General features: G+C 45.9%; 21 protein-coding genes and 1 pseudogene. 18 read left to right on the top strand and 4 right to left on the bottom strand.

Going from position 1 to position 21,943, the window contains the following annotated elements:
- From alr to Q0N89_RS08445, 15 genes are all read left to right on the top strand, one after another.
- Positions 1–1,167 (top strand): alanine racemase (gene alr / locus Q0N89_RS08515; RefSeq protein WP_294035371.1); only part of this gene is annotated, 1,167 nt, incomplete at its 5' end.
- Between the two features lie 57 nt (positions 1,168–1,224).
- Positions 1,225–2,136, top strand: coding sequence for a bestrophin family protein (locus Q0N89_RS08510; protein ID WP_294035370.1), 912 nt, complete (start codon positions 1,225–1,227; stop codon positions 2,134–2,136).
- Between the two features lie 60 nt (positions 2,137–2,196).
- On the top strand, positions 2,197–3,090 hold the full coding sequence (locus Q0N89_RS08505) for a glycosyltransferase (protein WP_294035369.1): 894 nt from the start codon (positions 2,197–2,199) through the stop codon (positions 3,088–3,090).
- A 135-nt stretch (positions 3,091–3,225) separates the two neighbouring features.
- Positions 3,226–3,849, top strand: coding sequence for an aminodeoxychorismate/anthranilate synthase component II (locus tag Q0N89_RS08500; protein WP_078253893.1), 624 nt, complete (start codon positions 3,226–3,228; stop codon positions 3,847–3,849).
- A gap of 23 nt (positions 3,850–3,872) precedes the next feature.
- Positions 3,873–4,961 (top strand): anthranilate phosphoribosyltransferase, encoded by a 1,089-nt coding sequence (gene trpD / locus Q0N89_RS08495; protein WP_294035368.1) that lies wholly within the window; start codon positions 3,873–3,875, stop codon positions 4,959–4,961.
- A 34-nt stretch (positions 4,962–4,995) separates the two neighbouring features.
- Complete coding sequence (gene trpC / locus Q0N89_RS08490) at positions 4,996–5,820, top strand: indole-3-glycerol phosphate synthase TrpC (protein ID WP_294035367.1); 825 nt, start codon at positions 4,996–4,998, stop codon at positions 5,818–5,820.
- Positions 5,821–5,869: 49 nt separating this feature from the next.
- Positions 5,870–6,928, top strand: coding sequence for a tryptophan--tRNA ligase (trpS, locus tag Q0N89_RS08485; protein WP_294035366.1), 1,059 nt, complete (start codon positions 5,870–5,872; stop codon positions 6,926–6,928).
- Positions 6,929–6,931: 3 nt separating this feature from the next.
- Positions 6,932–7,831, top strand: coding sequence for a segregation/condensation protein A (locus Q0N89_RS08480; protein WP_294035364.1), 900 nt, complete (start codon positions 6,932–6,934; stop codon positions 7,829–7,831).
- 15 nt (positions 7,832–7,846) lie between these two features.
- Complete coding sequence (gene scpB / locus Q0N89_RS08475) at positions 7,847–8,419, top strand: SMC-Scp complex subunit ScpB (protein ID WP_294035363.1); 573 nt, start codon at positions 7,847–7,849, stop codon at positions 8,417–8,419.
- Positions 8,420–8,637: 218 nt separating this feature from the next.
- Positions 8,638–9,438 (top strand): Sir2 family NAD-dependent protein deacetylase, encoded by an 801-nt coding sequence (locus tag Q0N89_RS08470; RefSeq protein ID WP_294035362.1) that lies wholly within the window; start codon positions 8,638–8,640, stop codon positions 9,436–9,438.
- A 154-nt stretch (positions 9,439–9,592) separates the two neighbouring features.
- Complete coding sequence (gene rluB, locus Q0N89_RS08465; protein ID WP_294035361.1) at positions 9,593–10,570, top strand: 23S rRNA pseudouridine(2605) synthase RluB; 978 nt, start codon at positions 9,593–9,595, stop codon at positions 10,568–10,570.
- Positions 10,571–11,023: 453 nt separating this feature from the next.
- Positions 11,024–13,300: a class 1a ribonucleoside-diphosphate reductase subunit alpha gene (nrdA, locus tag Q0N89_RS08460; protein WP_294035359.1), complete on the top strand. Its 2,277-nt coding sequence runs from the start codon at positions 11,024–11,026 to the stop codon at positions 13,298–13,300.
- Between the two features lie 91 nt (positions 13,301–13,391).
- Positions 13,392–13,724 (top strand): YbaB/EbfC family nucleoid-associated protein, encoded by a 333-nt coding sequence (locus Q0N89_RS08455; RefSeq protein WP_294035358.1) that lies wholly within the window; start codon positions 13,392–13,394, stop codon positions 13,722–13,724.
- A gap of 2 nt (positions 13,725–13,726) precedes the next feature.
- Positions 13,727–14,320: a recombination mediator RecR gene (recR, locus tag Q0N89_RS08450; RefSeq protein ID WP_078253209.1), complete on the top strand. Its 594-nt coding sequence runs from the start codon at positions 13,727–13,729 to the stop codon at positions 14,318–14,320.
- 53 nt (positions 14,321–14,373) lie between these two features.
- The gene (locus Q0N89_RS08445) at positions 14,374–15,609 is read left to right on the top strand and encodes an HRDC domain-containing protein (protein ID WP_294035357.1); all 1,236 of its coding nucleotides are present in this window, start codon (positions 14,374–14,376) and stop codon (positions 15,607–15,609) included.
- A 179-nt stretch (positions 15,610–15,788) separates the two neighbouring features.
- Here Q0N89_RS08445 and Q0N89_RS08440 read toward each other — a convergent pair whose 3' ends face one another.
- The 3 genes from Q0N89_RS08440 to nrdB all read right to left on the bottom strand — a co-directional run bounded on the left by Q0N89_RS08440 (position 15,789) and on the right by nrdB (position 18,124).
- Positions 15,789–16,520, bottom strand: coding sequence for a hypothetical protein (locus Q0N89_RS08440; protein ID WP_294035356.1), 732 nt, complete (start codon positions 16,518–16,520; stop codon positions 15,789–15,791).
- Between the two features lie 10 nt (positions 16,521–16,530).
- Positions 16,531–16,833 carry a 2Fe-2S iron-sulfur cluster-binding protein gene (locus tag Q0N89_RS08435; RefSeq protein ID WP_294035355.1) on the bottom strand — a complete coding sequence of 101 codons (303 nt, stop codon included), beginning with the start codon at positions 16,831–16,833 and terminating at the stop codon, positions 16,531–16,533.
- A gap of 160 nt (positions 16,834–16,993) precedes the next feature.
- Positions 16,994–18,124, bottom strand: a complete 1,131-nt coding sequence (nrdB, locus tag Q0N89_RS08430; RefSeq protein ID WP_294035354.1) for a class Ia ribonucleoside-diphosphate reductase subunit beta — start codon at positions 18,122–18,124, stop codon at positions 16,994–16,996.
- A gap of 351 nt (positions 18,125–18,475) precedes the next feature.
- Between nrdB and Q0N89_RS08425 the strand changes: the two genes are divergently transcribed.
- Positions 18,476–18,895, top strand: coding sequence for an adhesin (locus tag Q0N89_RS08425; RefSeq protein WP_294035352.1), 420 nt, complete (start codon positions 18,476–18,478; stop codon positions 18,893–18,895).
- Positions 18,896–18,980: 85 nt separating this feature from the next.
- Here Q0N89_RS08425 and Q0N89_RS08420 read toward each other — a convergent pair whose 3' ends face one another.
- The gene (locus tag Q0N89_RS08420) at positions 18,981–20,216 is read right to left on the bottom strand and encodes an O-succinylhomoserine sulfhydrylase (RefSeq protein ID WP_294035350.1); all 1,236 of its coding nucleotides are present in this window, start codon (positions 20,214–20,216) and stop codon (positions 18,981–18,983) included.
- Between the two features lie 239 nt (positions 20,217–20,455).
- Between Q0N89_RS08420 and Q0N89_RS08415 the strand changes: the two genes are divergently transcribed.
- Positions 20,456–21,535 (top strand): sulfate ABC transporter substrate-binding protein, encoded by a 1,080-nt coding sequence (locus Q0N89_RS08415; RefSeq protein ID WP_294035348.1) that lies wholly within the window; start codon positions 20,456–20,458, stop codon positions 21,533–21,535.
- A gap of 215 nt (positions 21,536–21,750) precedes the next feature.
- A pseudogene (locus Q0N89_RS08410) lies at positions 21,751–21,943 on the top strand (sulfate ABC transporter substrate-binding protein); the annotation flags it as partial.

The following is a 21,943-nucleotide window of genomic DNA, read 5'->3' as shown; positions in this document are numbered from 1 at the left end:
CCGCTACTGCACACACATGGTGATTATAGCTTTGCCAATCACAGCAAGGCAAATGCCTATCTTGAGATTGATGTCAAAGCCTTTGAAGACAACATCACTCGCCTACAAAAGACGCTCAAAGACAGCACCAAAATCTGCGCCATCATGAAAGCAGACGCCTATGGCAATGGCATTGATTTATTAATGCCAAGCATCATTAAGCTTGGCGTACCTTGTATCGGTATTGCAAGCAACGAAGAAGCTCGTGTGGCTCGTGCACATGGCTACAAAGGCATCATCATGCGTGTACGCCTAGCAGATGCTGGTGAAGTTGAATCTGCGCTTGATTACGACATCACCGAGCTGACCGGTAGCCTTAGCCACGCCCTAAGTCTAAATGACATCGCTCAAAAACACGGCAAAACCATCAATTATCATCTGGCACTAAACTCTGGCGGCATGGATCGCAATGGCATTGAACTTGGCAATAAAGCCGGTCAAAAAGACGCCATCGCCATTACCAAGCTTGACAATTTGAACATCACCGGCATCATGACACATTATGCTAATGAAGATGAAGATTTTGTCCGTGAACGCTTGGCAAAATTCAACGAACAAAGCCAATGGTTAATCAAAAAAGCCAAGCTTGATCGCAAAAAACTTACCCTGCACACCGCCAACTCATTTGCCACCATCAGCGTGCCTGAGAGTCATCTGGACATGGTTCGCCCTGGCGGTCTGATTTATGGTGATACCATCGATGCCAAGCCTGCTTATAAGCCGATTATGAGCTTTAAGACCAAAGTGGCATCTGTGCAGTTTTATCCTGCGGGTACGACCGTCGGCTATGATGGCACACATACACTGACCCGTGATTCATATTTGGTAAACCTACCATTTGGCTATTCTGATGGCTATCGCCGAGCCTTTACCAATAAAGGTGCGGTACTGATTGGTGGTGAGCGTGCACCTGTAGTTGGCAAGGTGTCGATGAACACCACAATGGTTGATGTCACTGATATCGTCGCTAACAAAGGTGTTAATATCGGTGATGAAGTTGTCATCTATGGCGCACAAGGCGATGCTCGCATCAGCCAAGCTGAAATCGAAGACATCAATGGCGCACTACTGGCTGACCTTTATACCATTTGGGGTAATTCAAACCCACGCCTAATCAAGCCTGAATAATCACAATATCAGCCATTTATCATACCAGATAAGTGGCTGATTCTTTGGAAAAATACGATGATTGTCCGAGATAAATCCAATAGCCTAAAACTGCTTTTTGTATGGCATGGCACAGTACTGCCCAAAGTCTTACCCACCATCTTAGGCATCATGTCGTTATCGATGGTTGCTTGGGTGTTATCGCATTTTCAATTATATTCGGTGACTAGTGTTCCAGCAGTGGGATTTACCCTGTTTGGCGTGGTGATTTCAATTTTTCTTGGCTTTCGCAACAATGCCTGTTATGACCGCTGGTGGGAAGGTCGTAAGCTATGGGGTGCACTGATTGCCAATACTCGTCACCTAAGCCGTGATAGCCATTTTTTGCCCAGTCATGAGCGTGAAGTGCTATTGATGGATATGCTGCTGTTTGTTGCACTACTGCGAGATCGACTGCGGGGACAGCCTATTTGCCGAGCGCAGTTTGGTTATCGTCATATCGATGATGCACGGCTCGATGCGCTTGATCAAGAAATCAACGCACCACAACGAGTGCTTGAAACCATGCAAAAACAGCTAATCGATACCGTCAATCAAGGCAAAATCAGTGATATCATCTACATGAGCATCCAAAAGCATCTGATTGAGATGGGTAATATCCAAGCAGGGTGCGATCGTATTGTCAGCACGCCTTTGCCTTTGCCTTATTCAGTGCTACTACATCGTGCGGTATTTTGTTTTTGCTGGATGTTGCCTTTTGGGCTTGAATCGGTCATGGGGATTTGGACGCCATTTTTGGTGGGGTTTATGTCTTATTTGTTGCTTGGGCTTGATGAGTTAAGCCGTCAGCTTGAAGAACCATTCGGTAGCGATGATCATGATTTACCCTTAGACACCATCGTGCGACTGATCGAGCGAGAAACCTTATCATTACTGGGTCAGCCATTGCCAGAAACCTGGCAAGCAGATCGACATTATAATTATTCTTAACTTGATTTGGATGACGAATTTTATTAAGATATTTCTAAATTTTTATTATGTGAATCTATTATGACTACCACACCAACAGTCGCTGTAATTACTTCATCCATCGGTCGTCTATCACTGCTTAATACCATTGATTGTATCAAAAAACAAAGCTACCCTTGTCGCCACTATGTTTTTGTGGATGGTGAGCAACATCATCAAGCAGTCAAGAAGATGCTCAAAGCACATCCTGAGATTGTCGTCACTTATCTACCTGTCAGCACAGGTGCGACAGGTATGTGCAACTCCATCATCAATGCCATCGCCCCATTTATCGCCACCGAAGATATCATCTGCTATGTCGATGATGACAATACCGTGAGCGAAGACCACATCAAACATCTGGCCGAAGCGATCAGTCATCACGATTCTGATTATGCGTATTCACTACGCTATTTGGTGTCCAAAGAAGATGACTATCAAGTCGCTGACAACCTAGAATCTCTCGGCTTTTGGTCATTGCCAAATCAGCACACCATCAGTGTTGATTTTCAATTAAATAACAAACAACAAAATTTCAATCTTATCCAAACACGCAATAGCACCATGCTGATTGATACCAATTGCTATGGATTTCGCCGTAAGTTGGCACAAACGCTTGCCAACATTTGGATGATTAATGGCAAGCATAATGATAAGAATATCACCGAATTTTTGTTCGCCAATCCAAAATTCACTGGGGTATGTACAGGCAAACGCACCGTATATTATAAAGCAGAATTGAAAAACTTTGTACAGCCACCACAAAATATCTACGATTATTTTGAAGCCACAGACATCAAAGACCAACGCAACTTACAGCGCCAATTATTCTTGTCTTATATCAATTATATTGACACCATCACGCTAGGTCATCGTCCATGGGAAACGCCAACTGTTTTCAAAAATGGTCAATTAATCACCATGGCAGACAAATAATCGACAAACTTTCACCAAAACCAAAAAGATGCTAAAATAGCACATTTAACACCACAACCCCAATCTTAACAAGCCATCAAAATTTGTACGCCTGTTAAGATTCTTCTTGTGCTTTATCAAGGATTTGTACGCCAAATGATTCTCATGATCGACAACTATTGCAGTTTTACTTATAATATTGTTCAATATTTTGGAGAACTTAAGCAAGACATCACCGTTTGGCGTAATAACGAAACCACACTTGATGAGATTATCGCGCTTGCCCCAAAAGCCATCGTACTTGGCCCTGGCCCATGTAGCCCAACCGAAGCCGGTGTGACGCTTGAGATTCTTGAAAAGCTCTCTGGTCAAATCCCCATCTTGGGCGTGTGTCTTGGTCATCAAGCCATCGGTCAAGCCTTTGGCGGTCAAGTGGTGCGAGCTGGTGAAGTGATGCACGGCAGGCTTTCCAAGATTCATCACACTGCCCAAGGCGTGTTTGCAAACTTGCCAAATCCATTTACCGCCACCCGCTATCATTCATTGGTGATTGATAAAAATACCTTACCTGAGTGTTTAGAGATTACCGCTTGGACAACTCATGATGATGGCAGTATGCAAGAAATCATGGGCGTACGCCACAAGACGCTCGATGTCGAAGGCGTGCAATTTCACCCCGAATCCATCCTAAGCGAACATGGCTATCAGCTGTTTAATAACTTTCTAAAACGCTGTGGATTGGCTGTGCTTGATGATGACAAGCTCCCTGAAGTTGCCTAATTGACAAACCCTTAAGGAAATCTATGCAAACTGCCATCAAAAGCCCAAGCGACATCGCCGAATTGTCCGATGATGCCATCCATGCCATCTTGACCGATGCGCTTGCCAAGCTACTCAAGCACATTGATTTGCCCGATGCGCATATGCGTGAAGTGATGCTCATCATCATGCAGGGGCGTTGTCCTGATGCACTGATGGGCGCGCTGCTCATCGCCCTGCGTGAAAAAGGCGAATCCATCGGCGAGATTAGCACCTGCGCCAAGACCATGCTTGAGCTGGCTGATACCATCAGCATCCGTGATGCCAATGCTGTGGACATCGTCGGCACAGGCGGTGATGGCTCAAACCTATTCAATGTCTCAACCGCATCCGCCTTTGTGGCAGCGGCGGCAGGCGTGACCATCGCCAAGCATGGTAACCGTGGCGTCTCCACCGCTTCAGGCTCATCAGATGTGCTGACTCAAGCAGGCGTCAAGCTGGATATCGCCATCAATAAGACTCGTCAAGCCATTGATGACATCGGCATCGGCTTTTTATTTGCGCCAAATCACCACCCTGCCATGCGCCATGCCATCGGTGTGCGTCGTCAGCTCAAGGTACGCACGATTTTTAATATCTTAGGTCCATTGACCAACCCTGCTCATGTCAAGCGAGCAGTGATTGGTGTCTTTAGCCCTGAGCTGTGCGAGCCGTTAGCGTATGTCTTTGAAAAGCTTGGGCTGCATCATGTGCTGGTCGTGCATTCGGCCGATGGCTTGGATGAATTTAGCCTAGCGACCGCCACCCGAGTCGCCGAGCTCAAAGACGGTCAAGTGCGTGTCTATGACTGCAACCCCGAAGACTTAGGTATCGCATCCAAGACCTTACATGGCTTACAAGTCGCTTCATCCGCCGAAAGCCTTGCTCTTATCAAAAAGGCCCTGCAAGCAGGTGATGCTGATGCCACCATCCAAAAGGCTCGTGAGATGATTGCCATCAATGCCGGCGCTGCCATCTATGTCGCAGGACTGACAAGCACACATCAAGACGGCGTACAGCTCGCCCTAGAAGTACTAAGCAGCGGTAAAGCATGGCAAAAATTAAGCGAATTTGCCGCCTTTACCCAAAGCTAACTGATCAAATATTTTAATATAATTAAGAACTCTTATGACCAATACACCAAGTATATTACAAAAAATCGTCGCCACCAAATTTGACGAAATTGCTGCTGCCAAAGCCAGTATCAGCCAAGATGAGCTACTTATCAAAGCCAAAGCACATACGCCACGGGGCTTTGCTAAGGCGTTACGAGCCATTGACACCAGCACAGGTGCTATCGGCGTCATTAGTGAAGTCAAAAAAGCATCGCCATCAAAAGGCATCATCTGCCAAAACTTTGACCCTGTCATCGCCGCCACAGGCTATGAACAAGCAGGCGCAACTTGTCTATCAGTGCTTACCGACCGTGATTATTTTCAAGGTCATGATGACTATCTGATCGCTGCACGCTCTGCCGTGAGCCTGCCTGTACTGCGTAAAGATTTTATGGTGGATGAATACCAAATCATCGAGTCTGCCGCCATCGGGGCTGACTGCATCCTGCTGATCATGGCGTGCCTAGATGATGACACCGTCCATCATTTGCACAAGACTGCCATTGATCTAGGGCTTGATGTCTTAATCGAGATTCACACCCAAGATGAGCTTGAGCGAGCATTACGCCTGCCAAAATCATCGCACAATATCTATGGCATCAATAACCGTGATTTAAATACCTTTCAAGTCGATCTTGAACATAGCATTTGCCTAAGTCAGCAGCTGTTTGCCGCACTCGGTGATGATGCTTTGGTGGTGAGCGAAAGCGGTCTGAATGATGCTGATGACATTCATTTGATGCAAAGCAACAACATTCATCATTTTTTGATCGGTGAGCAGTTTATGAAAACTGATAATGCAGGCAATGCCCTTGCCAAACTGCTAAGCACCATCTAGCCTACTATTGTTTAATTTTATTGATATATTATAAATACTGGATCATCTTATGAGCGAACAAAAAAAACGCATTTTAACAGGTATCACCACCACAGGCATTCCACATCTAGGTAACTATGTCGGCTCAATCCGCCCTGCCATCGCATCTGCCAAAGCCGCAATGGATGCAGGCGATGGTGATGCTTTTTTCTTTTTGGCGGATTATCATGGCATCATCAAATGCTTTGATCCTGAAGAAATCCACCGCTCAACCCGTGCCATTGCTGCAACTTGGCTCGCCTGCGGTCTTGACCCTGAACAAGTCACCTTTTATCGCCAATCAGATATTCCTGAGATTCCTGAGCTTGCTTGGGTACTCAACTGCTCATGCGCTAAAGGACTCATGAACCGTGCACACGCTTATAAGGCAGCTGTCGATGCCAATCTAGCCAAAGAAGATACCGATCCTGATTTTGGTATCAGCATGGGATTGTTTAGCTATCCTGTATTAATGTCAGCAGATATTCTGATGTTCAACGCCACTCATGTGCCTGTGGGCAAAGATCAGATTCAGCACATTGAGATGGCTCGTGATATTGCAGGGACTTTTAATTTTAAATACAAGCCACTATTTACTGAGCCAAGCGCCGTCGTCGATGAAAATACACCGCTATTGACCGGGCTTGATGGTCGCAAGATGTCAAAAAGCTATGGCAACACCATTCCGCTATTTGGCGATGGCAATCCGCAGATTGACCCCGAAAAAGCACTCAAAAAAGCCATCATGCAGATTGTCACCAACTCGCAAGCACCCGAAGAGCCAAAAGACCCTGACAACTGCACGATTTTTGAGATTTATAAGGCATTTGCCACGACGGACGAAATCAACGAACTTGCCGAGCAGTATCGTCGTGGTATCGGCTGGGGTGATGCCAAAGAAATCCTGTTTAACAAAATCAACAGTGAAATCGCCCCCTACCGTGCCCGCTATCTTGAGCTGATGAATAATCCAAAAGAGCTTGAAGAAATTCTACAAATGGGTGCGGTCAAAGCACGCCGTCAAGCCCAAAAACAGCTGGATAAGACACGTCGTGCTATCGGTATCAAGCCATTAGCCAAGCTTAAATAATCCATGAGCGATACAGCTTTGTCCGCACCGATGGACGGCCAAACGCAGACAGAAACAGGCGTGCGTATTTATGACACGCCTGTACTGAGCCTGCCTGAAGATTTGTACATTCCACCACAGGCGTTTGCTATTTGGCTTGAGCAGTTTGCCGGCCCGTTGGATTTTTTGTTGTATTTGGTTAAGAAAAATAATTTTGACTTAACCGAAACTGCCATTTTGCCGATTACTGAGCAATACCTAAGCTATATCAATGACTTAGACGAAGAATATTTTGAGCTGGCAGGTGATTATCTACTGATGGCGAGCACATTGATTGCCATCAAATCTGAGCTACTATTGCCACAGCCTGAAATCACTGATGATGAGATCAGTCCAAAGGCTCGCTTGATTCAGCGGCTCGAAGAATACGCCCAAATCAAAGAAGCGGCACAGCGTATTGATCAGCTGCTACGCCTTGAGCGAGATGTGTTTTTGGCATATGCCAGCTTCCCAAGTAGCGAAGCGATGCAACGAGAATTGCCCAATTATTCACCGCAAATCTTGGTTAATAGTCTTGTGAATATGCAAATCCGCCCTGATTTTAGCGGACATACGGTGAAAATTGACCCTGTGCCACTGCCTGAGCGCATTGCGATGATTACTCGTACGATGAGCGAAAAAGGCGTCAGCACCTTTGCCGAACTACTAGATAAATCGCAAGGCAAGCTTGGCATTGTGGTGAGCTTTGTGGCGGTACTTGAGCTGATTAAGCGTGGCTTTATTGGCTTTGACACACCCGAAATCGAAAGCTTTGATGATGACTTTGATCACAGTGAAGTCAAGTCAAATAAATCAAAAAAACGCCAAGCACCGAGCAATTTTGGGCGAGATTTACGCCATCAGACACTACACTGGCTACATTAATTTTTTAGGATAATTATGACCGAAACCGCCAACGATTCTGCCTTTATCCAAGCGCACCAAAAAGCTGAAGTGTTTAGTCGTTATATCGAAGTCTTGCTCCACGCCAGTGAGTCACCATTGACCGATAACGACCTAAAAAAGCACCTGATGATGAGCAACAGCGAGCTGACCGCCGCTCTTGCCGTGCTGCAACAGCGTCTATCATCAGGCGTTTTGACATTAAACAAAACAGCAAGCGGCTATCGATTGCAAATCAAAGACAGCTATAGCGGTCTGATTCAGCAGGTCTTTCCTGAGCGTCTAGAAAACCTAAGCCAAGCGCTGCTTGAGACCTTGAGCGTCATCGCCTATAAGCAGCCTGTCACTCGCTCGGATATTGAGCAAGTGCGTGGTGTGACGGTGTCAAGCCACATCCTGCGGCAGCTGTTTGATAAGGGCTGGATTATCGAAAATGGCTACAAAGACACGCTAGGTCGCCCTGCACTACTACACACCACCAAGGCATTTTTGGATGCATTTGGGCTAAATAGCCTAGATGAGCTACCACCATTGCCAGATTTAGAAAGATTGAATGCGCGATCAAATTAGCCTTTGCTGACAAGTATAGATTGCCAAAGCTAATAAAAAAATACCGCACAGCATCAAAAACCATTTGAAAATCTACCAAGCAAATTAAACGCTCAAGTAGGCAGTTCACCCAATGCTTGCCTATCAGTTGGTTTTTATTTATAATTTATCTTATCTAACACAAGCTTAGCGATTTTACATTTCGCTTGCTATGGCATTGGTCATTAATAAGGATAATAATGGAACAAATTAAAACTTTATTACAATCTGCCGACAGCCTAATCATCAGCGCAGGGGCAGGCATAGGTGTCGATTCTGGCTTGCCTGATTTTCGGGGCAATAGCGGTATGTGGCAGGCCTATCCCGAGCTTGGCAGACAGCAGATGGATTTTGCCAGTATCGCCAATCCGCAAGCTTTCGCCGAAAATCCCCGCTTGGCTTGGGGATTTTATGGTCATCGCTTGGCATTGTACCGCAAAACCGTGCCACACGCAGGGTTTCACCATCTATTAAAAATCGCCGAACATCTTGATTTGCCATACTTTGTCTTTACCAGTAATGTGGATGGGCAGTTTGTCAAAGCAGGATTTGACCCCAAGCGAATCTATGAATGTCACGGCTCTATTCATCATCTGCAATGCACCAAGCCTTGCTGTGATGAGATTTGGACTGCTGATATCGAGCCTGTGATTGACAATGAGAAATGCTTGTGGCTTGGTAAGTTGCCAAGCTGTCCGCATTGTGGCAGTCTTGCACGACCCAATATCCTAATGTTTGGCGATTGGCATTGGATTGGCGCGCGTAGCGATGAGCAAGAGTCGCGCCTACAGCAATTTCTTGGCAAGCACCAAAACCCTGTGGTCATTGAAATGGGTGCGGGGGTTGCGATACCAACCGTACGACGATTTGGTGAGCGTTTCGCCCCCAATCTAATCCGTATCAACCCACGAGATCATGCCCTGCCCGCTCGTGGTGGCATCAGCTTGCCTATGGGCGCAAAAGCAGGCGTTGAGACGATTTGGCAGTCGCTTATCGGGTGATTTTGGGTAAAGCCTTGGTACGCAGGGTTTGTAATTAACCGCCATTCAAATTACAAACCAACACCCAAAACGCTTTGCGCCATTTCTTAAAATCCTGTATAATGAGAAATTCAACATTGCGAAATGTTATTATCCACTTATCAGGAAATTTATCATGACTGAACAATTCACCCCCGACATCACTGACAGCATCGACGGTAAGCCCGTTGGTGAGAAATTACAAAAACTGCTGGCTCGCATCGGTCTAGGTTCTCGCCGTGGACTTGAAGAAATCATCAAAGCTGGCCGTATCTCCATCAATAGTAAAGTTGCCACCTTAGGCGATCGCGCCACCTTGACCGACGAAATCCGTGTCGATGGTCGCCCTGTCCGCCTAAAAGCCGAACGAGAAAAACGCCGCCGTGTGCTTGCCTATTATAAGCCTGAAGGGGAAATCTGTTCTGTCAGCGATCCTGAAGGTCGCCCTACGGTATTTGACCGCTTGCCAAAGTTGACTGGCGATCGCTGGGTGATGGTGGGTCGTCTTGACATCAACTCATCAGGACTGCTGTTATTCACCAATGACGGCGAACTTGCCCATCGCTTGATGCACCCATCGAGCCAAGTGGTGCGTGAATATGCCGTGCGTGTACTGGGCGAAGTCACCCCACAAATCGCCAGCACTCTGACCGCAGGTGTCGAGCTTGAAGATGGCTTTGCCAAATTTGACGACATCAAAGAAGGCGGCGGCACAGGTGTCAATAAATGGTATCATGTCACCATCAAAGAAGGTCGCAAGCGTGAAGTACGCCGTATGTTCGAAAGCCAAGCCCTAAAGGTCTCGCGCCTAATTCGCACCCGCTATGGCACGATGATTTTGCCAAAAGAGCTACGCACTGGTCGCTTTATTGAGCTGGATGCCAAAGAAATCGGCAAACTGGTCGAATCTGTCGGTCTGCGTCAGCGTCAAGGCACGGGTCTGAACACCGCCACCAAAGAAAAACAAGCCCGTATTCACAAAAAACCACTCAAATCTCGTGAAGTGCGCCGCAAAAAGCACGAAGAATACGAACGCCGTCAAGAACGCCAAGAGCGTCGCCCATCACAAAAGACGCCATCATTTAAGACGGCGAAATTTGTTAAAATTGATTAGTTTTTGTACATGATGATTACGGTGGTGTATGCTAAGCCTGCACCACCTTTTTTCTTGATTATTGATTTTATAAATCACAAATCCCATCGCTATCATACAAATAAATAGGCAGGATAAGCATTTCATAAACACAGTTTTTATGTAACGCAATTCTTGCTACCATCACAAATTTCAGTTACAAAAAAGTCAAAATTCCCCATCAGCACAAAAGCCTTATCAATCAAGGCTTTGGCAAAAAATACGCCAAATCAATCACAAAAAATATTTTTTGACAAGCTTTTATTTTGAGAATTTTTCGGCTATATTGTGCAAAGTTTCTATCATCAATACTAGATATGGTATTTTTGATACTCAAGCTAACTACTATGGATAGCCTAGTCATCGGCGATATAAGCCGTTGAAAATTCATCAAATACCACCTTGTTTTCTATCAATTACGGATACACGAGCGACATGACACATATTGACAAAATCAAAGTGACCAAACGCGATGGCCGCCTAGAGCTGATTGACCTTGAAAAAATTCATCGTGTCATCAACTGGGCAGCAGAAGGCTTGCAAAATGTATCCGTTTCTCAAGTTGAGCTAAAATCTCATATCCAATTTTATGATGGCATTCGTACCCGTGATATTCACGAAACCATCATCAAAGCAGCAGCAGACCTAATCAGCGCTGAGACACCTGATTATCAATATCTAGCAGCTCGCTTGGCGATTTTTCATCTGCGTAAGATTGCCTATGGTGAGTTTGAGCCACCACATCTATACACCCATGTCCAAAAACTGACCGAGCTTGGCAAGTATGATAAGCACATCTTGGCAGATTATAGCGTTGATGAATTTAATGAGCTTAATGACTATATCGACCATGCACGTGATATGAACCTTGCCTATGCTGCTGTTGAGCAAATGATGGGTAAATATTTGGTACAAGACCGTGTGACCAAGCAAGTGTTTGAAAGTCCGCAGTTTTTGTATATCCTGGTAGGGATGTGCCTATTTGCCGCTTATGATAAGTCTGAACGCCTTGACTATATCAAGCGTTTTTATGATGCGACCAGCAATTTTTATATCTCGCTACCGACACCAATCATGGCAGGCGTACGCACCCCAACCCGTCAGTTCAGCTCATGCGTACTGATTGAATGTGGCGACAACCTAGATAGTATCAACGCCACTACATCAGCCATCGTCCGCTATGTTTCACAGCGTGCTGGCATCGGTATCAATGCTGGCGCAATCCGTGCACTAGGCAGCCCAATTCGTGGCGGTGAAGCACAGCACACTGGCTGTATTCCATTTTTCAAAATGTTCCAAGCGGCGGTCAAATCCTGCTCACAAGGCGGTGTGCGTGGCGGTGCCGCAACCCTATTCTATCCGCTATGGCACTTAGAAGTCGAAAGCCTACTGGTGCTCAAGAACAACCGTGGTGTCGAAGACAACCGTGTTCGCCACATGGATTATGGTGTACAGCTGAACAAAACCATGTACACTCGCTTAATCAAAGGTACAGAAATCACCCTATTCTCGCCATCGGATGTACCAGGTCTGTATGAAGCGTTCTTTGCTGATCAAGATGAATTTGAACGACTATATACGCTATATGAAGCCGATGACAGCATCCGCAAGCGTAAAGTTTCTGCCAGAGATTTGTTTAGCCTAATGCTACAAGAGCGTGCCAGCACCGGTCGTATCTATATCCAAAATGTCGATCACTGCAACACGCACAGCCCATTTGACTCAAGTATCGCACCGATTCGCCAGTCAAATCTGTGCATGGAAATCGCACTGCCGACCGCACCGCTTGATAATATCAATGACGAAAAAGGCGAAATCGCCCTATGCACCCTATCAGCGATTAATCTTGGCAAAATCGAGCATCTATCAGACATCGAAGAGCCTGCTGAGCTGATTGTGCGTGCACTAGATGCCTTGCTTGATTATCAAGACTATCCTGTCATCGCCGCCAAAAAAGGCAGCATGAACCGCCGTACGCTTGGCGTGGGCGTCATCAACTATGCTTATTATCTTGCCAAAAATGGCACTCGCTACTCGGATGCAGCGGCGCTAGGGCTTACCCATCGCACCTTTGAAGCATTGCAGTATTATCTGCTAAAAGCATCTAACAAGCTTGCCAAAGAACAAGGTGCTTGCCCGTGGTTCCATGAGACCACTTATAGCAAAGGTGTATTGCCGATTGACACCTACAAAAAAGACCTTGATAGCATCTGCGCTGAGCCGCTACACTTAGACTGGGAGTCTCTGCGTAGCGACATCATGACCTATGGACTGAGAAACTCCACTCTATCAGCACTGATGCCATCAGAAACCAGCTCACAGATTGCCAATGCCACCAACGGCATCGAGCCGCCACGCGGCCTTGTGTCTGTCAAAGCAAGTAAGGATGGCATCCTAAAACAGGTCGTGCCTGAGATTGAACGCTTGGCTTCTCAATATGAGCTACTGTGGAATATCCCTGATAATAATGGCTATCTACGCCTAGTGGGTATTATGCAAAAGTTCATTGACCAGTCCATCTCGGCGAACACCAACTACGACCCTGCCAAATTTGAAGGCAATAAAGTACCGATGAAAGTCTTGATTCAAGACCTATTGACCGCTTATAAATTTGGCGTCAAAACCCTGTATTATCACAACACCCGTGATGGTGCAGACGATGCTCAAGGCGACTTGGACGACGGCTGTGCAGGTGGTGCGTGTAAGCTGTAAGCTGTATGATTAGGCGCTGCGTTGGCAGTGCTTAATTTTTTGTGCGTTTATGCTATAATAAGCCGATTTTCACCATTTTTTAGGATTGATTATGAACATTCAAGCTCTCATGCAACAAGCCCAAGCCATGCAAAAGCAAGTCGAAAAAAACGTCGAAGCTGCCAAAGCAAGCCTTGCCTCCAAAGAAGTGCACGGCGAAGCAGGTAATGGTTTGGTCAAAGTTACCATGACAGGTCGCCATGTCATCAAACGCCTATCTATCGACCCTAGCCTAATGGGTGATGAGCCTGATATGATTGAAGATTTGGTCGCTGCTGCTGTCAATGATGCGGTTCGTCAAGCGGATGCATTGTACGAAGAAGTGATGGCTGGTGCAACCACTGGCATGGGCCTACCACCTAGCATGAAAGGCTTGTTCGGCTAATCATGCTCACCCCAAAGCTTGACAAGCTCATCAAAGAGCTACAAATCCTGCCCAGCGTCGGACAAAAATCCGCTCAACGCATGGCACTACATCTCTTAACCAAAAAGCGTGCTCAAGGCATTAGCCTAGCCCAGACGCTTGAGATTGCCATGCGTGAGATTGCCGAATGTAGCCACTGCCATTCGTTCAGTGATGATGAGATTTGCCCCATCTGCGCCGACCCACGCCGTGATGATGGCCTACTTTGTGTGGTTGAGAGTGCGTCCGATGTGATGGCAATCGAGCAAAGTGGTGCTTATCGTGGCAAGTATTTTGTGCTTGGCGGCCATCTCTCCCCCATTGATGGCGTGAATGCGGACGATTTGCACATTGACGAGCTTGTCTTTCGCGCCAAAAATCAGCACATTCATGAGCTGATTTTGGCGACCAGTGCCACCGTCGAAGGTCAGACGACTGCATTTTTTATTTATGATGCGGTGCGTCAGCACATCCCGACCATCACCCGTCTCGCTCAAGGTATCCCAATGGGCGGCGAGCTTGAATATGTCGATAGCCTAACTTTGCACCAAGCACTACAAAATCGTGGCTCAATTTAACAACCGCTTATCCATCTTATTTATCCCATTTTTCGCTGAAAATTCATCATCTTATGACCGATACGCCCAATTTTGATTTCCCAAAAGCCACCATCACCGAGCAAAATCTCAATGAGCTTGACAAACTGCCTGTACATTGGGTGCAGACCGAGCATGAGCTGTATCAGCTGATTGATGAGATTGACGGCGTTGATGTCGTTGCTTTGGATACTGAGTTTATCAAGCGTACCACTTATTATCCGATTTTGGCATTGGTGCAGGTCAATACCGGCAAGGCGATTTATTTGGTGGATGCGCCAAAGCTTGATTTGACCGAGTTTTGGGAAGCGTTAATCGAAGTGCCGACGATGGTATGGTATGCCTGCGGTGAAGATTTGGGCATTTTTTATTTGCTTGCCAAATGCCCTGCTTTGGCCAATGTCTTTGATGTGCAAATCGGCGTGGCTTATCTGACGGGCAAACTGCAAGCTGGCTACAGTCAAGCGGTGAGCGAGATTTTGGGTATCGAAGTGGATAAAGGCGAGAGCCAATCCAACTGGCTGACCCGCCCTTTGACCAGTCATCAAGAACGCTACGCCGCCAATGATGTACGTTATTTGCTTGCGCTGTATCAAGCGGTACAAGATGAACTGACCAAGCGTCAAGTGCTTGACTGCGCCATCGAAGACAGCCATCACTACGCCCGTGAGCTACATCAAATCCAAAATCAAGCGGACGATACGCTGTATCTTGACCTATTAGCGCCGATTTATAACCGCCGTCAAATCGGCGTCCTGCAACAGCTCACCCAATGGCGTGAGGCTTTGGCACGGGCGACCAACGAGCCCAAGACCTTTGTGATTGGTAAGCAAGCGTTGCGTGAAATCGTCCTTGAAATGCCTGACAACATCAAGCAGCTAGCACGCACCACCATCAATCGTGCCGCTCTGCGTCGTTATGGCGAAGAGATTGTGCGCATCATTCGCCAAGTCAAAGCCACAAGCGAAGACAACTTGCCACCGCTACCACCGCCAACTTATCATAGCAAAGATAAGCCGTTCAAAAATCCGCTCAACGACATCATTCAAGCCTATGAGCTCAAGCATCACATCCCTGCCAATTTGCTATTAAAAAATCGCTGGGTAAATGAACTGCTTGTCGTTGCAGCTTATGATGGTGATATTGAGACTCTATCGCCAGAATTGCTCGGTTATCGCAAAGCATTGGTTGTGGATGAAATTTTGCCCCTACTAAGAGAATACAAGGCACATATTTTGCAAGTATTTGCCCAGCCTGTGTATGAGCCTTGATTGGCTGATAAGTGATTGGCTTGAAATGGATTTATTGGTTGATAGGTTGCCTGATTGATAAGTGACTTGCTTGATAATTAAGCTGATGGATTGGCTCAATGATGGATAATTTAACAATCAACATCCGCATAATAGCTATTGTAAGTGGCAATCAGGTGGTACAAGTCCTTAATTAGTCCTTAATTGCTCGTCTGCGAACGCACAAGCGCAACCAAAAATTCCATCAGCACCGCCTTATCAACGGCTTTGGTATTAATCACATAGTGCTTATCAGCCAGCGCTATCTCAACGCTATAATACACCACACCTTTTTTGTCCAAAAACCGCTCAAAGGTCATCGGCACGCCAAGCACCTGTTCATTCATCAGCTCATCAATCAGCACCAAGGGCTTATCAGCACTAAGCTTGGATTCGATGATTTCGATGCGACCTTTGGTATTGGGATTCTCATACAGGCGGTACATTGCCGAATACGCATTTACCACCATCTCGCCTTCGTACTCACGCCCTGTCAGCACAAAGCCCGCCGGCACAAGCGTGCGAAGCGGTGCAGGGGTGAAATTCAGCGGCTGCTTACGCCCAAAACGATAAGTCATCTTGGCATGGGTCGCCTGCTTAAACTGCGTCGTCAGCACCCCTGCCTTACTGCCATCATGGTGCAGTCGCTCGATTTGGGCACTGATTTGTGATGAATTGGCAACATTGGCATCAGCCAGCTTGACATAGTGCACATAGCTTGGCTTGGCGATGCTTTGGACTTGTGGCGTGCTGACAGGGATGGTTTCGGTGCTTGCTTGCACTTGCTTAGATGAACCACGCCAAAACAGCACACCCGTACCAACACCAAGTACGCACGCACTCAGTGCCAATACCGCTAGCGTGCGTTTGTTGCCAAGTTTCTCAAAATTCATCCGCACAGCCCTATTCATCACTTTTGTCAGTAAATAAAGAAAGTTGCCCATCATTTGCCAAATAGCTGACGCACAGTGTGCCCGTCGCCTTACAGCAACACGCCAGCACTTCGTCATCATCAAGCATAGCAATGGGCGGCTTGATATAGTACAGCTCGCCTGTCTTGGCGGTGACACGCATACGGCATGAGCCACAATACCCCTGACGACACTCATAACGCACCTTCTGATGCTCAGTGCGTATCATGCCATCTAGCAAGGTTTCATGCTCATGCAAATAAAACCGCATCTCGTCTGTAAATACCCAGCCCATAATTTCGCTTATTATTGTATCATTTCACTGATTGATAAAATCAGTTGGCAATTTGGCGATATTACCCAACATCGCCCAATATCACCCAACTTTGCATCGCCTAATTTTGCATGGATAAAATTAGGCTTGTTATCAACAAGCCCATCTCGCCATTTGCCAATTATAACTCAAAATCATCCAAATCCACATCATCCAAATCAGCATCAATCTGACCGACTAGATATGTGGTGATTTCGGTTTCTTGTGGGGCGACTTGAACATTATCCGATGACAGCCAAGTGTTAATCCACGGAATTGGGTTGTTTTTGGTCTCAAAAATCGTCGGCAAGCCAATCGCCACCATGCGAGTATTGGTGATAAATTCGACATATTGGCACAGAATATCACGATTAAGCCCAATCATTGAGCCGTCTTTGAACAGATAATCCGCCCATGCTTTTTCTTGCTCGGCAGCACTACGGAAAATCGCAATCGCTTCTTCTTGGCACGCTTCAGCAATCACCATCATCTCAGGGTCGTCTTTGCCTTGACGCATCAGATTGATGATGTGCTGTGTGCCATTTAGGTGCAAGGCTTCATCACGGGCAATCATCTTGATGATTTTGGCATTACCTTCCATCAATTTACGCTCGGCAAAGGCAAATGAACAGGCGAACGACACATAAAAACGAATCGCTTCAAGCACATTGACCGCCACAATGCACAGATACAGCTGTTTTTTAAGATTGTGTAGCGTAACTTCATAAGTTTCGCCATCGACTTGATAAGTGCCTTCACCATGCAAATCATACAGCTTGGCACAAGTGTGCAAATCATCATAGTATCTAGCGATGTCGGTCGCACGCTCTAGGATGTGCTGATTATCAATAATATCATCAAAAATCTTGCTCGGGTCATTGACGACATTACGGATAATATGCGTATAGCTACGAGAGTGAATAGTCTCGCTAAACGACCAAGTCTCAATCCAAGTCTCAAGCTCAGGAATCGACACAAGTGGCAATAGCACCACATTCGGACTACGACCTTGGATACTATCGAGCAAGGTTTGATATTTTAGATTACTTAAAAATATATGCTGTTCGTGAGCGGATAATTCAGCAAAATCGATGCGGTCTTTTGAGACATCAATTTCTTCGGGACGCCAAAAGAACGAGAGTTGCTTTTCGATTAATTGCTCAAAAATCGGGTGTTTTTGTTGGTCATAGCGAGAGACATTGACCGGCTGACCAAAGAACATTGGCTCTTTTAAGACGTCGTTTTTATTTTGGCAAAAAATAGAATAATGCATGACTACACCCAATTTAGCAAATCACACTCACCCCCAATTCGTTCGATGAGCAACATTTCAAATTGGCTATATTACCACAAATTGATGCCGTTTTGGCAAGTTTACTTTGATTTTTGTTTCGATTATCCAGCCAGCACATCAATGGCTTATATGGATTGGCATGGCGACCAATTTTATGCTTTATTATGAAATAAAATTCATCAAACAGTTATATCGCTGTGTGATAACTGAAATATTTTATTACATTTGTCACACTGAAAATCAAGGAGTTAATGGGTAAAATCACATCATCGATGATAGATTTCATCGGTGATTATTAATTATTAGTTAATCATAAAAAGGTGATTGATGATGAAAACTGTATTTAAATTCATCCCAGTAATCGCACTTGCTCTTGGTAGTACAGCAGCTTTGGCAAACTCTGCCCCACATTCGGATGCTGACCAAGCCCGTAAAAATACCGTCAAAACTCGCACGGTAAGCTACAGCTGTCAAGGTGGCAAAAGAGTCGCTGTCAAATACGGCTTTAATAAACAAAATCTACCGACCTATGCTCAAGCATCTTTGAATGGCAAAACTCGCTTTATGCCGATTAATCTAAACCGTAGCGATGCCATCGGCACGGTGTTTGGCGATGAAGACAATTTTAGCCTAAGCGGTGCTGTCGATGCTGATTCGCTCACCTTTAAAAATGTCCGCAAATCAAGCGTCAATATCCAAAGCCCGGGTTCTGAAATCATCTATAAAGGCTGTACAGCCCGTAAACGCTGATATGCTGGCTAGCAAATCTTAAAAATTAATCCACAAAAAAATGGTTCGAGCATATTGCCGAACCATTTTTTAACATCACTTTAGATTACAGTGCATCCAAGCCCCGTGCCAAATCATTGATGATATCACGAGCATCTTCAAGTCCCACAGACAGGCGAATCAAGCCATCAGTCACGCCCGCTTCGATGCGCTGCTCTGGCGTCATGCGAAAATGCGTGGTGGTCGCAGGATGGGTGATGGTCGATTTGGCATCGCCTAAGTTATTGGTAATGCTAATCACTTTGGTGCTGTCAATCACCTGCCATGCCGCTACTTGGTCTGCCACTTCAAAGCCAATAATCGCCCCAAATGCACCGCCTGCGACATCCAATGCGGTATGTTGGCGTTTGGCAATTTGGTGGCTTGGATGGCTTGGCAAACCCGAAAAATGCACTTTTGTCACCTTAGGATGATTGGCAAGAAATTCGGCAACTTGATTGGCATTCTCGCAATGTGCTTTCATACGCAGTGACAAGGTCTCAAGCCCCTTTAATAGCACCCACGCATTAAACGGTGACAGACTGATACCACCGGTACGCACCACGCCAAACGCCTTTTCCATCAGCTCATCCGAGCCAACGAGCGCACCGCCAAGCACTCGCCCTTGACCATCGATATATTTGCTTGCCGAATGAATGACCACATCCGCACCTAGCTCAAGCGGTTTTTGGATGGCGGGTGTAGCAAAGCAGTTATCGACGATTAATAGTGCATCGTTGTCATGTGCAAGTTTACTTAAAAATGTCAAATCAGCAATCTGCGCCAAGGGATTGCTTGGGCTTTCGCAGTACAGCACCCGAGTGTTGGGCTTGATTGCCTGTGTCCATGCATCATTATCAAAGCAATCGACATAACTAACTTCTACGCCAAACGCCTTAAAATAAGTATCAAACAACGCCACCGACGAGCCAAATAACTGCTTGGCACACAGCAGATGGTCACCTGCTTTAAGGTAAGCTAGACACATGGTCAAAATCGCCCCCATGCCACTGGCGGTCGCGACACAGCGTTCACCATTTTCAAGCAACGCTAAACGACGCTCAAAGGCACGCACCGTCGGATTGGTATGACGGCTATAAACATTACCCTTTTTATTGCCATTAAAATGGTCGGCAGCATCAGCAGCCGAGCGATAGACATAGCTACTGGTGGTAAAAATCGCTTCACTATGCTCGCCTTCATCGGTGCGGTGATAGCCACCACGCACCGCCAAAGTTTGCTCAAAAAAGCCTAAGCTTGGGTCAAGAGCATCAGATTGCCAGTTTGGGTCAAGTTGGGTCATAAGTTATCCTAATTGTTGAAATTTGATGGTAAATATACGCACTTAGCATAGCATATTTTTGGCAAAATAGCAGTAATTCGCCACGCTGTCAGAACCCCGCTCAAGCCTGATGGCATCGCATAAATTCCTGTTTGGAAAATACAAAGTCTATATTGGTGTTAGAGTTTCATAATGAATTTTTGTAAAGTATGCTGGTTTCATAAGCTTTGACTTATGATGAATATTCAATTATACAGGTAATGACAATGACAACTTTTAAAAACACCAAAATCCTAGCTGTAACCTTAGGTGCAAGCCTTGCCCTTGCCGCTTGCTCAAAAGCCGAACAAAAAACCGAAACCGCAGAACCTGCCAAAACCGAAACCACAGCGGCGGCAGGCGGTATTGAGCTACTCAATGTCTCTTATGATGTGTCACGAGATTTTTATAAAGATTATAACGAAATCTTTAAAAAGCACTATTTAGCACAGCACCCAGATGCCAAGATTGAAATCAAACAATCACACGGTGGCTCAAGTAAGCAAGCGCTGTCTGTTAAGAATGGCTTACAAGCAGATGTGGCGACCATGAACCAAGGCTCTGACATCGAGCTACTGGCTGATGCCAAATTGGTTGATGCCAACTGGCGTCAAGAATTCCCAAATAACGCCATTCCATTTACCAGCACCATCGTATTTTTGGTGCGTGAAGGCAATCCAAAAGGCGTCAAAGACTGGAACGACCTAGCCACCAAAGGCACCGAAATCGTCATCGCCAACCCAAAAACCACAGGCAATGGCCGCTATGCATTCTTGGGTGCTTATGGCTATGGTCTGCATAGCTTTAACAAAGACGAAACCAAAACCAAAGAGTTCGCCAAACAGCTACTTAGCAATGTCAAAGTCTTTGAAAACGGTGGCCGTGCTGCAACCACCACCTTTGCGCAGCGTGGCATCGGTGATGTGCTCATCACCTTTGAAAACGAAGCCAATGTCATCAAAGGCAAATTTGGCAATGTTGAGATTATTTATCCAAGCTACACAGTCAATGCCGAGAACCCTGTCGCCGTCGTCAAATCCGTCACCGACAGCAAAGGCACGACTGACGCCGCCAAAGCGTACCTAAACTACCTATACAGCGACGAAGCGCAAGAGCTTGCGACCAAATTCTACCTACGCCCAAGCAATGCTGACATCCTAGCCAAGCACCAAGACCAATTCCCTGTGATGACGACATTTTTCCCAAATGAAGTCTTTGGCGACTGGGCAAGCATCATGAGCACCTATTTTAGCGAAGGCGGTATTTATGACCAGCTTGCTGTAGAAGCTCAAAAGCAATAAACCCACTTTTATCCATCATCACAATCAGCCAAGTGTTCGCTTGGCTGATTTTTTATGCTTGGGATTTTAAAGCAGGCAATTAATTTGGAAAAAGGCATTTGCTCACTTATGCCATTTTAGAATAATAAAGCTGGATTTTTGAGTTTTAAAAATTTGATCATTATCGCTAAAGTAAGCACATCAAATCTCACTGCTTTATTTTTAAGGAAATGACAATGAAATACGCCAAAAGCCTAAGTCTAAGCGCACTTGCCATCGCAAGCATCATCGGTCTATCAGCTTGCTCAAAGTCTGAACCAGCCCAAAGCACCCAAGCAGGTGCAAGCGCCAATCAGATTGAGCTACTCAATGTCTCTTATGATGTCTCACGAGATTTTTATAAAGAATACAATGAGTTATTCATCAAGC

It is taken from the genome of uncultured Moraxella sp. (assembly GCF_945873075.1).
In the GTDB taxonomy this organism is placed as follows: domain Bacteria; phylum Pseudomonadota; class Gammaproteobacteria; order Pseudomonadales; family Moraxellaceae; genus Moraxella.
The sequence above is the reverse complement of the archived record's forward strand: the minus strand, read 5'-3'. Positions and strand labels throughout refer to the sequence as shown.